Origin of the sequence: Brevibacillus brevis (genome assembly GCF_900637055.1) — a bacterium.
GTDB classification, from domain to species: domain Bacteria; phylum Bacillota; class Bacilli; order Brevibacillales; family Brevibacillaceae; genus Brevibacillus; species Brevibacillus brevis.
Window position 1 is genome coordinate 1,171,440 of sequence record NZ_LR134338.1, and the last position, 12,856, is coordinate 1,184,295.

The 12,856-nt window shown below is 48.0% G+C and carries 12 protein-coding genes; 9 read left to right on the plus strand and 3 right to left on the minus strand.

The window, feature by feature from the left end:
- Positions 1-51: 51 nt before the first annotated feature.
- From adhP to EL268_RS06235, 8 genes are all read left to right on the plus strand, one after another.
- Entirely contained in the window at positions 52-1,065 is a 1,014-nt protein-coding gene (adhP, locus tag EL268_RS06205; RefSeq protein ID WP_106653863.1) for an alcohol dehydrogenase AdhP, read from the plus strand.
- Between the two features lie 318 nt (positions 1,066-1,383).
- Positions 1,384-1,764 (plus strand): hypothetical protein, encoded by a 381-nt coding sequence (locus EL268_RS06210; protein WP_106653864.1) that lies wholly within the window; start codon positions 1,384-1,386, stop codon positions 1,762-1,764.
- Between the two features lie 563 nt (positions 1,765-2,327).
- Complete coding sequence (locus tag EL268_RS06215; RefSeq protein ID WP_106653865.1) at positions 2,328-3,611, plus strand: helix-turn-helix domain-containing protein; 1,284 nt, start codon at positions 2,328-2,330, stop codon at positions 3,609-3,611.
- Between the two features lie 3 nt (positions 3,612-3,614).
- Entirely contained in the window at positions 3,615-3,737 is a 123-nt protein-coding gene (locus EL268_RS33660) for a hypothetical protein (protein WP_255438721.1), read from the plus strand.
- Positions 3,738-3,930: 193 nt separating this feature from the next.
- Positions 3,931-4,248, plus strand: coding sequence for an HD domain-containing protein (locus EL268_RS06220; RefSeq protein WP_106653866.1), 318 nt, complete (start codon positions 3,931-3,933; stop codon positions 4,246-4,248).
- A 117-nt stretch (positions 4,249-4,365) separates the two neighbouring features.
- Positions 4,366-4,839, plus strand: a complete 474-nt coding sequence (locus EL268_RS06225) for a tripartite tricarboxylate transporter TctB family protein (RefSeq protein WP_106653867.1) — start codon at positions 4,366-4,368, stop codon at positions 4,837-4,839.
- Positions 4,840-4,857: 18 nt separating this feature from the next.
- Complete coding sequence (locus tag EL268_RS06230) at positions 4,858-6,384, plus strand: tripartite tricarboxylate transporter permease (protein WP_106653868.1); 1,527 nt, start codon at positions 4,858-4,860, stop codon at positions 6,382-6,384.
- On the plus strand, positions 6,374-7,396 hold the full coding sequence (locus EL268_RS06235) for a tripartite tricarboxylate transporter substrate binding protein (protein WP_106653869.1): 1,023 nt from the start codon (positions 6,374-6,376) through the stop codon (positions 7,394-7,396). Before EL268_RS06230 ends, EL268_RS06235 begins: the two co-directional genes overlap by 11 nt.
- Before the next feature lie 57 nt (positions 7,397-7,453).
- Here the strand turns inward: EL268_RS06235 and EL268_RS06240 are convergent, their stop codons facing one another.
- Together EL268_RS06240 and EL268_RS06245 are read right to left on the minus strand one after the other, a co-directional pair.
- Positions 7,454-7,927 (minus strand): GNAT family N-acetyltransferase, encoded by a 474-nt coding sequence (locus tag EL268_RS06240; RefSeq protein WP_106653870.1) that lies wholly within the window; start codon positions 7,925-7,927, stop codon positions 7,454-7,456.
- Between the two features lie 95 nt (positions 7,928-8,022).
- Positions 8,023-9,111 (minus strand): DUF418 domain-containing protein, encoded by a 1,089-nt coding sequence (locus tag EL268_RS06245; protein ID WP_106653871.1) that lies wholly within the window; start codon positions 9,109-9,111, stop codon positions 8,023-8,025.
- A 273-nt stretch (positions 9,112-9,384) separates the two neighbouring features.
- Here EL268_RS06245 and EL268_RS06250 point away from each other — a divergent pair, with 273 nt between their 5' ends.
- Positions 9,385-10,155 carry a 3-hydroxyacyl-CoA dehydrogenase gene (locus EL268_RS06250; RefSeq protein WP_106653872.1) on the plus strand — a complete coding sequence of 257 codons (771 nt, stop codon included), beginning with the start codon at positions 9,385-9,387 and terminating at the stop codon, positions 10,153-10,155.
- A 99-nt stretch (positions 10,156-10,254) separates the two neighbouring features.
- Here the strand turns inward: EL268_RS06250 and EL268_RS06255 are convergent, their stop codons facing one another.
- Positions 10,255-12,849 (minus strand): winged helix-turn-helix domain-containing protein, encoded by a 2,595-nt coding sequence (locus EL268_RS06255; protein WP_106653873.1) that lies wholly within the window; start codon positions 12,847-12,849, stop codon positions 10,255-10,257.
- Positions 12,850-12,856: the final 7 nt, after the last annotated feature.

A 12,856-nucleotide genomic window follows, 5' to 3' on the forward strand; every position in this document is an offset into this window, starting at 1 on the left:
CCTGCCCTTTGCGCACATGCCTGAAGGGGAAAAAAGAGGAGGAAGGTCAAGATGAAAGCAGCAGTAGTCAACGAATTCCATCAAAAGCTGGAAGTAAAGGAAGTCGCTATTCCAGAAGTCGGGCACGGTGAGGTTCTGGTAAAAATCAAGACGTGCGGTGTCTGCCATACGGACCTGCATGCGGCACATGGGGATTGGCCTGTGAAGCCAAATCTGCCTTTGATTCCTGGGCATGAGGGCGTAGGTGTTGTCGAAAAGCTGGGGGAAGGCGTTACCTCGCTGAAAATTGGTGATCGGGTAGGCATTCCGTGGTTATTCTCCGCTTGCGGCGAATGCGACTACTGCCTCACTGGCTGGGAGACATTGTGCTTGCAGCAGTTAAACGGGGGTTATTCCGCTGACGGTGCTTATGCCGAATATTGCGTAGCGCCTGCTGCTTACGTGGCACGCATTCCTGACGAGCTGGGCGATGTGGAAGCAGCACCGATTCTGTGCGCAGGGGTAACCACTTATAAAGCATTGAAGGTAGCAAACGTGAAGCCGGGTGAATGGGTGGCGATCTATGGCATCGGCGGCTTGGGACATGTGGCTCTCCAATATGCCAAGGCGATGGGTTACAACGTCGTAGCGGTCGATATTCACAAGGAAAAGCTGGACTTGGCAAAAGAACTAGGGGCAGATGTGACAGTAAACGGCAGTGAGGTTGATCCCGTACAAGCTATTCAAGAGCAGGTGGGCGGTGTCCACGGTGCAATCAGCGTGGCAGTTACCAAGAAGGCGTTTGAACAGGCCTACAAATCCGTTCGACGCGGCGGTTCTCTTGTCGTTGTTGGCTTGCCGAATGCTGAGCTGCCGATACCGATTTTTGACACGGTGTTGAATGGCGTGACGGTGAAAGGCTCCATCGTGGGGACGCGCAAGGATATGCAAGAAGCGCTTGATTTTGCAGCACGAGGCAAGGTTCGCGCGATCATCGAGACGCAGCCGCTTGATCAGATCAACGAAGTGTTGGAGCGTTTGGAAAAAGGTCAAATCAATGGTCGGGTTGTTTTGACGATGGAGTAGTAGAAGGATAGGTGAAGCTGTTGTCGGGCTATGCTTTCTCGAGCATTGTCCTGGCGACAGCTTATTTGTTTGGATAAATGAAAGAGGTTGTGGCAGGGGTTCACAGGACCACAACAGTCGGAAGACAACAAATGCTAGAAAGCATATACTTATCTCAACCTTCTGTCAAAACATTGGTCAGCAGATGAGGTAATGACCGCTATTTATGAAGTGTGTGCTGACGCAATCTTTGGCATTAAAATTGAAATGTGGCTAGACAAAGAGGGAAGGATTACTACAGCTTACCCAATTTATGAACCATAATCTGGGAGGATCCTTGTGATACCTTACAAAATTTTTTTCGATGAAAAAGCTGATAAACTACGAATCTGCTTACCGGAACACCTCTCCTTAGTGGAAGAGTATTTGGAGGGACAGGTTAGATCGGAACTCTCAAAAAACTTAATCTTAGATAGGATACAACGAGTTGTTTCCGGGGAAGAAGAAGTATCAGAAGGGACAGGGAATTTATACAGTTCCGAAATACGGAGGGATTATACTCGGATTTATAACTCATACGTTGAGGAACAGCTAGAAGCGGGTATAGATACTGGCGAGGAATTGGAGTCGATCATTGAAACAAAGTATTTTGCAGAGCTCGTTACGATTTGGATGGATGCTCTAAATGCGTATAGACAACAACGTGATTCTAAGAAATGATTGAAAGAACGGATAGTATTAAAGAAGACAGAAGTAGATAGCCATAAAAAGCCGCTTGTTTGGTTAAGCGGCTTTTTCGTAAATGCCTTCATGTACGCATAATATGATTGCTGTTGATCTATACCCATACCAATACTTGGGTGTTATGACAGTGAATTATTGATGAGTGTAGTTTCATATCAGGTCATTCTTAACCAAATTATGTTTGACATGAAATTAATTCGATAGTACAACATAAAATAATTTAGTAACATTTAATAAACCAATTGCTAGGCTTGCATAAAGGCTTTATCCACTCGATTTTGATGAAGCCATGGAACTTTCCCGATCACTTCATGGCCCAAATCTTCTCCACTCAATTGGAAATAAATAAGTGATAATTGCCTTATGGACTCCTAGTAATAGTGTTGCACCCTCTAAAGAGATAGTTTTCCATTTTCTCCTTCCTTCACTCTAGTAAAAAGTGTAATCTATTTAAAAAATGATTCAAATCGATTATATCATCCGTGGTTTATTGTGCTATCATATCCATAAAAAGGAATCATCAGGAGGGTGTATTTGCTGTGATTTCAGAGGGAAAGACCTTTGGGGGCATATTACGAGCATATCGAAATAGAGCAAACTTAACACTGACTGAGTTATCAGAAAGAACAGGTGTAGCTTCTGGAACCATTAGTAAGATAGAATCCGATGCACTTACTTTACCAAATATGCAGCATGTCTTGAAACTGGCAAAAGTACTGGATATTCCACTTTATACAGCGATCGTACCCTATTTACATAAAATTAAGCGTGAAGCGACACTTCAGTTTCTATTAGAGGCTGTGATGCAACAGAAGAATGTGGTTCTTACACACAAAGTAGCTTTGCAATTGCTGAATTGTCCCAAAAGCAATACATTTCTTACTTTAGACTATCTGTATCAAACCGCAGGAACGGAAGTGGATGAAGAACTGCGCTTGGCTCTTTATGACGTGATCTGTAACTACTCACGTGAGCATGGAATTCCTTTGTATCTGGCAAGATCGCTTTTCCAACGATACATGATTCGACGTGAAAATTTAAGTGAGCTAGATCAAACCTATGTAGAGGGCAAGGAGCTATTGCACTATACGTCCTATCTGCATATCAATGAGCGAATTCTGGCCTACTATAAATTTTCCTTCCATGCATTGCGTCTTGGATTCTATTCAGATTGCATCCATCTGTGTAAACAAGGACTTGAAATCGACCATAGTCAGAGTGAGCAAAAAGCAGCAGCCATTCTTGCGATCATCATTTCCTATTTTGAGCTGGAAGACTACACATTGGGACATTTTTATCTGGAGAGATACGAAATGTTCGATTATCCCGAAGTACATAAACATGCCAGACATATTCGGGGGAAACTATACGGAAAGACAGGGAAATTTGATAAGGCCATTCCGGTATTACAAGAGTGTCTTGCGCAACAAGCACAAGATGACAAGATTGTGATCGCGAATGATTTGCTGGAGATTTATATACAGGTAGGAGAAGTAAAGAAAATTCGTGAACTATTTTTGGCAGAAGCATCTATTTTGCCAGAGAATTTAACTACTCCGAATCAATACAATCAAATGGGACTGTATTTCCGAACGAAGGGCATCTTTTACATTCAACAAAGCGAAGTAGACTTAGGAATCGATAGTCTTGTGGAAAGCGTGAATTACTATCGCGCAATCAATGAGATAAAACAAGCAGATAAAAGTCTTAGCGTTCTTTTTGAATTCTATGTGTCACAGAAAAAAAATCTTCCTGTAGATATACTCCATAAATTGGTAAACGTGTATAATGGAAGTAATCATAGATCCAAACAGGAGGTATAGGTCATGAAGAAATGGATATTGTCTTTGTGTATGTTAACCGCCTTCGTTACATTACCAGTTTTAGTAGAACAACCAGCCAAGCAAACAAATTCGATTATACAATACGGCTGGCCGGAGCCTTGGTAATCATCTTTTTTCTCTGACAGTAGAAATATAAGCAACATACTGAACCATACAATCAATGCCCTCCAATTGGAGGGCATTTCTTATACGTACAAAACTGACCACAACAGTCGGAAGACAACATTTTCACTTGAGTAATTCGTTATAATTAATTATAACTAGTTATATATAGTTATAACTAGTGTGGGGGTAGCGAATGCAGATGGTGACAACGACGATGGTCAATTCGCAAAAATTATGGATGGTGGTTAAGCGGATGGAGCCTCATTTGATCCGCAATCAGGCCAATATGGAGAAGCTTTTGAAAATGCTGATGATCCACGATGTCTCCTCCGAGTCTGCAAAACGGGAAACGACCCAGCAGCAGGATGGTTCCTCCATTTGCGGACTGCGAATAGACGATGTTTCGAACTACGATATCAAAGAGCTTTGGAGCGAGTTCGAAAGCAATGAGACGTATGAAGCGAAGGTCGCCCATGCCATTATTCGTCTGATCGACCAAATCGAAATCTAGATGACTACCATATGCTTTGTCCCGTGCGGACTGGGTATGGTAGTTTTTTTCTGTTTTCGCACACAATGGGCGCATGAGCCATAGGCTGATGGTAGCTTTTTTGCTGAGGTGATACACATGAGACGCCCGGATAATCAGCCAGATTTTATCGGTGCCCTTCTAAGTATGATCCTTGGAGTCTTCATATCGTTCGAGGCCTATCGTCTGGAGGCATTTTCGACGTCGTTGTACGTAGGGGATCACACGCTGCCTGCGATTCTCGGCTTATTGTTTTTCATGCTCGGAGGTGTGCTGCTGGTCCAATCATTCCGTGTGACGGAGGAAGTTTCTTCCCCAAATCCCGGGCCGCCTCTTCCTGGAAAAAGGCTGCGCCTGCTGCTTTGCTTTTTATTCCTGTTGCTGTATGTCTGGCTGCTCGGCGCGATCGGTTACACAATGGCTACGCTCTTTGTCTCCTTTGCCTTTTTTATACTGATCGGCAGCTACCGGTGGCGTACGTCCATTGTGTACTCGGTCCTTTTGACAGGGGGGCTGTATGTGGTGTTCATCTACTCGCTGCATATCACACTGCCTGGAGGAGATTTGTTTTAGAGCAAGCATGATAAGGAGGTGCTGATCATCGAGACGTTCCAACTATTACTGGCTGGTTTTGCTTCAGCCCTCACGCCGGAGCATTTGCTCATGGCAGCACTCGGCGCTCTTATTGGCACCTTTGTAGGTGTATTACCAGGTCTCGGTCCCACTTCTGCCATCGCGATTCTGCTTCCGGTGACAGCCGTGTTGGAGCCGACACAAGGCATGATCATGCTGGCAGGTATTTATTACGGTGCCATGTACGGTGGCTCGACGACAGCGATTCTACTCAACATCCCGGGGGAGCTATCGTCAGTCCCCACTTGTCTGGATGGCTATCCGCTCGCGAAAAAAGGGAGAGGGGGGCCGGCATTAGGGATATCCGCAGTGGCTTCGTTCGGTGCAGGGGTACTGGGGGTAATCGGCCTCGTCTTTTTCGCTCCCATTTTGGCAGATCAAGCGCTAAAATTCGGACCGCCTGAATATTTTGCGCTGATGATTTTGGCTCTCACGCTGATGGTCAGTTTATCAGGAGGATCATTGGTCAAATCGTTTTTGATGGGGGCATTCGGCTATTCGCTCGCTCTTGTCGGGCTGGGACCATCCTCTGGCATGCCACGCTTTGATTACGGCGTCCCCGCATTGGTTGGCGGTTTTGACATGATTAGCATCATCATCGGGTTGTTTGCGATTACAGAAGTCCTCAAAGGGATTGATGAAAAACGTACAGCTACTCTGATTGGCAAGCCAGGCAGTGTCTACCCGAAAAAGGAAGACTTGAGAGCAAGTGCCGGGCCCATGCTGAGGGGTGGGATTGTCGGCTTTTTTCTTGGATTGCTGCCGGGCTGCTCCGCTGCGATCACGTCGTTTTTGGCATACGATATGGAGAAAAAACTATCGAAGCATCCCGAGAAGTTCGGTCAGGGAACGATCGAAGGGGTGGCGGCACCAGAAGCAGCGAATAATGCGACCAGCAGTGCGGGCTTCATCCCGCTGTTTTCGCTCGGGATTCCTTCTTCACCGCCACTGGCGATTTTGTTGGCAGGCTTGATGATCTACGGATTGACGCCCGGCCTTGTTTTGTTTGAACAAAATGCGAGCTTTGTCTGGACGGTCATCGCCTCGATGTTTGTGGGGAATGCGATGCTTCTCGTGCTGAACCTCCCGATGGTATGGGTGTGGGTCAAATTGACGAGGGTGCCATATGGCATCATGGCTCCGATCATCCTGATGTTCTGCACGATTGGGGCATACAGTGTGCGGAACAGCATGTTTGATGTGTGGGTAGCGTTTCTGTTTGGCGGACTTGGGTATGTTTTTTCCAAATATAAATGGCCAGTTGTTCCGTTGGTTTTGTGCTTCATTCTGGGACCTCTTCTGGAAGAATCATTCATTCAAACGATGGCGATGGGCTCGGGTGATCTCAGCATTGTTTTGTTTCGGCCTTTATCGTTGACCATCTTGCTGGCAGCAGGAGCACTTTTGATCATCTCCATGATGTTGAACCGCCGGACACAGCAACGGCTGAAAGAAGAGCGAGACCGGGGAGTAGATGTCGCGTAGGGAGGAAGAGTCATTGAGAGGGTATAAAAAATGGGCGGCTGTCATGATGTCGTTGCTTTTGGCGGCAGCCGTTAGCGCATGTGGAAATCAAGGGACAGTCGAGTCGGCCTATCCATCGAAGCAGGTGGAGTATATTGTGCCGTATTCTGCCGGGGGCGGAGTCGATCTCGTGGCCAGAGCGGCAGCAGATTATTTGAGTAAGGAATGGGGGCAGCCCATCGTCGTCGTCAACAAGGCGGGAGGTGGTGGGGCAGTAGGAGCGGAGTATGCTTTAAAGCAAGCCAAAAATGATGGTTACACAGCGCTTGCTGTCAATGTATCCAATACGACGATGCTCGCTGCTGGGATGAAAACACCGCCGATTACAAACGAGGATCAAGTCTATACAGCCAGGATTGGCAAAGGAACGCTTGCTTTTGCAGTAAAAGCCGACGCGCCTTGGAAAGATTTCGCTGAATTTTCCGCGTGGGTGCGCGCGAATCCGGAGCAGTTAACGTGGACTTCTGTAGGGCCAGCAGGTTTTTCCGCTTTTGGGGTAGCGGAGTGGCTGGATGTGATCCGAGCTGACTTCGCCAAGACGAGAATGATCGTGACGAAAGGCGCCTCCGATTCCGTCCCGAAAGTCGCTGGAGGGCATGCGATTTTAGCGGTACATACAGTGGGGGAGATCATGCCGATGCTGCAAGCGGGCAAGGTCAAAATCCTCGCCGTATCCGGTGACACGCGAAGTCCATTCCTCCCTGACATTCCTACTGCGGAGGAGCAAGGGATTCAAGGGTTGTCGGTTTTCTGGTGGACGGGAGTGTCTTTTGCTAAAGGAACACCAGAGTCGGTTATCCGCAAATGGGAAGAAGCGATTGCTAAGATGGAGAAGGATCCAGCCTTTTTGCAAAAACTGAGTGAAATCCAAGTGGAGCCGGCATATGCGGCCAGTGAAGCATTTACGAAGGAAACACAGGCGGAAACGACGTACTACTTGGAATTGGCGACCAAGAAGGGCATTCGAAAATAGGGGTAACGAAAGAAAAAAGGGAGAATGGCCTGTAGCTGTTCTCCCTTTTCCATCTATCTACTTAGGTATCCGTTTTTCATACCTGAATTTATAAAAACCATTCGCTGCGTTCGGCTCTGTCTCGCCGATCTTTTTGTAACCGCATTTCTCGTAAAAGTGCTGGTTGCGTACGGCTTCATAGCCGGTATCGAGCGTCCACTTCTTGATGTGTGGGTACGCTGCTTCCATGAACTGCATGGTCTGGCTTCCGATACGCAAGTTTTGCTTATCAGGATCGACATAGATGATCCCCAGCTCCAAATGCTCATGATCGACTGGAATGAGGCAAAAACCGCCGACGATCTGGTCATCCAGCAAGATCGTATAGTAATGGGCCTTTTGCATGAACAAAATATGCTGGTCGGGCTGGTCATGTCCGGCAGGGCCTTCTCCGTACTTTTGGACGTCTTCTGCGAAGCAGCGAATAGCAATTTGGGTGAGTTGCTCCGCGTTCGCGGGGACAGCCTTTTTGAAAAAAACCATAGGACTCATGAGATCATCTCCAGTTCGTCTGACTACTTCGAAATTGGTGTGTGAATGATTAGCAAAATTCTCCTATATAGCAGACGGATGAACCCACAGAATGGTTACCCACTTATTTTTCTCATGATGCTCTCCAAAGGTCCCCTCTCGAACCAACGCCTCCATAAGAGCGAGAGCACAATGGAAAAGAGGAAGAATCCTACGGCGTAGAGCATCGCAAAAGCGAGCGTTTGATTTTCGAATCTGCCAATCAAGGCGAGGAAGCCGAGCCCGACAATGATATGACTGACGTAGTGTGTCAGTGTCAGCTGTCCGGTTTTTACCCATGTTTGCGTAAACCAGCTGTTTGCGAATTTTTCCGCAAAGCTGACGCACAGAAGGATGATGATGACAGCAGAGCTTGAGCTGGATAGCACATAAAACAGGTTGGGTGGAACTGGTTTCGTTCCCCATAAAAATAGGGCGATCTCGCTTCCGACGACCGGAGTAGAGAGCTTGATCAGCCCATACGATAAAACTTCCAAGCTGACAAACAGGGCAGTTGTCCAGCCCAACATTTTTTTGCGTACAGATCGATCAAGCAGGTTGAGTCGACCCAGCCACAAGCCGAGAAGAAAAAAGCACATCCAGGGAAATACCGGGTGATAGCCGTTGTACAGCAAGTTCCGCAAGAATCCTTCGACCGTCCAAAAATCAAGATACTCGATAAATGGTTGCCTCGGGTCCCACCCTTGCATATAGTTGAACGACAATTGTAGCGTTTGGGCTGTGAGCAGGATGCCGCTAAAAGCGAGAAGAAGCGTTTTCCCCGATACGACGAGGAGGAAGGAGGCGATGAGCATATAGACACCGTAGTAATGCAGGATGTCGCCGCTCCAACTACCGAGATAGAGCAAGATTCCGGTCACGAATAAAAACAAGGAGCGCTTCCAAAGAATGTGACGGCTAGCCTGCAAGAGGGCCGGGTCGCCTGAGGTCCTCGCTTTTTTTGTCATATACGCAATTCCAATACCTGCTAAAACAACGAATACGGTAGATGCTCTGCCTTGAAACAAACTGGATAAAGCGATAAGCCAGTCAGGTCCGCTATGCTCTGCGTTCAAGATGACGACGTAATTGACGATCATCATGCCCAGCATGGCCCACGCCCTCGCAAAATCGAGACCAATGACTCTGGTAGAAGTCACTTTCATCCGGGTTCTTTCCTCTCCATTTTTATTTACTTACCGGTAAGTAAAATATAATGGGGGTGATTGTAAATAGCAAGCCCTAAAATGTTGGAGATGGATAAGCACAACTGTCCTTTGCCCGGACACAGATGTCTCATACCTGTCTTTATTTGAGAAGGTGCAGTCTGCTTGTCTCGAATAAAAACCACGTGTGACAAGGGGGGACTCGGTTGGTACCCAACTTGCAAAGCTTTTTTCTGAATGCGGATGCAATTGCAGAGGAAGGGAGAGAATGGCTTGGATATGCGGGAAGTGGTTGCCATTGTAACGGGTGGTGCTTCCGGTTTGGGAGAAGCCGCTGTGAGGAATGTAGTTCAACACGGGGGAAGAGTAGCCATTCTTGATTTGACGGTAGAGAAGGGGCAAGCGCTGGCGAATGAGCTGGGGCGTGAAAATGCTTTGTTCGTGCATACGGATGTTATGAGTGAGGTGAGTGTACGGGATGCAATCGATCAGGCTGCTGGCACATTCGGTACGATTCATGCCGTGGTCAACTGTGCGGGAATCGGTTTGGCACAAAAAACACTGTCCCGAAGCGGTCCACATCCACTGGAATCCTTCAGCAAAGTCATTTCAGTCAATCTGATCGGTACTTTTAATGTCATTCGGTTGGCGGTGGAGCAAATGGCAGGAAACGAGCCGAACCAACAGGGGGAGCGGGGTGTCGTCATCAATACCGCATCGGTGGCGGCTTTTGAAGGGCAGGTAGGGCAGGTTGCCTATAGTGCCTCCAAAGGCGGAATCGTAAGCATGACCCTGCCGCTAGCAAGAGACCTGGCTTGGTATGGCATACGCGTAATGGCGATTGCTCCCGGTCTATTTGACACGCCGATGTTCGATCAGCTCCCGCGCTCGGAAAAAGCTGCGTTGGGTGCGACTGTTCCTTTTCCCGCTCGTATGGGAAATCCGCAAGAATATGGGATGCTCGTGAACAGCATCATCACCAATCCGATGTTGAATGGAGAAACGATCCGGCTGGATGGGGCAATCAGGATGGCACCGAAATAAGGGATAACGTGTTGACATGAAAGTATGCAACACGTTTTCCTCGGCAGAGAGCCCCGCATGCTGGACGCTTTTTTTGCAAGAGCATATCGAAAAGTTCCGTTAATCAACAGGACTATTTTCTAGCAGTGAAATTTCTTGAGCTTTCAGTAGAGCTTGTGTGCGATTGGTGACACCGAGCTTGCCGTATATCCGATGCAAATACACCTTGACCGTCCCGAGCGTATTCCCTAGCTCATCGGCGATCATTTTGTTGGATGCTCCTTTGGCCAGCATGGAAAGGATGATCATTTCTTTTCCGGTTAGCGGCTCGATCAAAGGAGCTTTTCTTTTCTCCATTTTCTTAGGGAAAAGGGATAGCAGTTGATTGACATACGCAGCCGATACAGACGGACCAGGTTGTTGGGATCGTTTTCTCAATCGGAGCTGGTAATCGTGCAAGAGGTGAGACATCGCCGTTCCTTCGTCGAGAAAGCTACGGACGTAGCAGTTGTTTCCGCCAATCAAGAGCGCTTCGTGAAGGAAAGCCAGCGCTTCCTTTTTGTTGCCGCACTGCTGGTAGGCGAGGGCTTGCAGGATGGCGATGTCTACCTGACTGATTAATAGCTCCTCGCGAATACTGGATGGCTTTAGGATCGCTAACATACGCAAGGCTTCCTGTTCCTGCTGCTGGGCGAGCAGCAAACGGACATAGGTCAAAACCTCTAATTCTCTCTGAATGCTAGGCTGATTCAAAATGGAAGGGGGGAGCTTGGACAACTCCGTTTTCGCCAATTTGATGTCCCCTTCCTGGATCGCGATGTGTGCGAGAAATGCTTGTAATGGGTTGAACCAATACGAAGCACCCCAGCTCGCGACCGTCTCTCGTGCCTCCGAAATGATTTTTCGTGCCGCAGCAAAATTTCCCTCCACCAGCTTGTGCTTGGAGTATGTCAGTGCATAGGGGACGAGCAGGCCAGGTATTTGCTTTTGCAAGGCAACGAAACGAACTCGCTGAAGATGATCGAGGCTTTCTTCCAGTCTGTTTTCCTCATAAAGCCCCTCCGCCAACGCTTGAACGACGTACAGGTTGATCAAGGAATCCTTCCAACCATGTGCTTCGAGTATGCCGGAGAACTGCTTGCCGACAGCCTCTGTTTGATCGGACAGCATCCCCTTTAACCCGAATCGCGTACGCCGAATAAAGGGCTCTGTCGTGTTGTAATTAAAATGGTAAAACAACGGACTCTCAGGCAGCTCACCACTCAACTGTGATGAACTGGCAATCCAGCTCTCAAAATCTCCGGTTGCAAACACCAGATTCGCCCGCACAAAAAACAGCCCGCTCAAAAACTGTTGATGCTCCGTCGAGTCTTCCAGGCTTGCAACGCTTTGCTCCAATTGGGCGAGGGCAAGCTCTGCCCGATCCGTATAACCGCAAGCAACCGAGAGGAACACATAGATCAGGCGAAAAAGGGGTGAGAAATAGGTTGCGTGATCAGGGATGCTGTCCAGCGTTCTGAGAAAGCTGGAAAACTCGCCGCGTTGGAGCAGTACCGGAATATGTTGCTCCAATAAACTTACAGCCAACGTGTAATCGGCAGCGGCCATCGCATGATCGATCGCTTCGTCCATCATTCCGCGTTCCGCATAGCTCCCACTGGCTAGTCGGTGCAGCTCACGTGCTTCTCCGGGAGCTGTCTGCTCCAATTGACTGCGCAAAAAATCGGCAAACAAGTGATGGTACCGATACCACGTCCCGTAATCATCCAGCGGGATTAAGAAAATGTTTTGGCGGTGCAAGTGGGTCAGCATTTGTTGGCAATGGGTCAGGCCAGTCAGAGCGTGGCACACGTGAGCGTCCATTCGCGCCAGCACAGATGTTTTGAGCAAGAAGCTGCGCTCCACTTCCGGAAGTCGCATGATCACTTCATGAAACAAATACTCCGAAATATTGCGATGAGAGCCGGTAAATCCGGCAAAAAATTGATCGTGGTTCTCCGTATTCACGAGTGAAATGGCAGCGAGCTGCAAGCCGGCGACCCAGCCCTCCGTACTTTTCACGAGCTGTTCGATTTGTATTTCGGTCAGAGGTAAATCATGAACCTGCCGGTAAAAGCTGTCCGTCTCTTGATGACTGAAAAGAAATTGTCCCGCCTCAATGTGACATACTTCATGACGGACGTTCCATTTGACTGTAGAAAAAGGCAGCGTGTTGCGACTGGCGATGTACAGATGGACGTGACTCGGGACATATTCCAGAAAATAAGCGAGACTGCTGTGAATCGTCTCATCCGAGATCACGTGGTAGTCATCGAGAATGATAGCAAGGGGCTGCGACGTAGCAGCGAGTTCATTGAGAAGGGAATCGATGAAGGTAAAGATCGAGGTATGACTGGTTGCTTTCATGGCTGGTTCCATTCGCTCGGAGAGTTCTGTGAAGGTAGATCCAGACAGCGTAAATACGATGTATCTCCAAAAGCGAATCAGGTCATTATCCATCTCATCGAGTGAGAGCCATACAGTGGTACCGCCGTACTGATGAGCCCATTGACTGAGCAAGGTCGTTTTTCCATACCCGGCTGGGGCGTATAACGTGGTTAGTCGGCATTGCAGACCAGCGTCCATTTTTTGCAGCAGTCGGCTCCTATGAACGCTATTCGACCGAGCGGCGGGCATTGCTGTTTTGGTTTTCAGCATAATGGAATGATGGAGCATGTTTTTA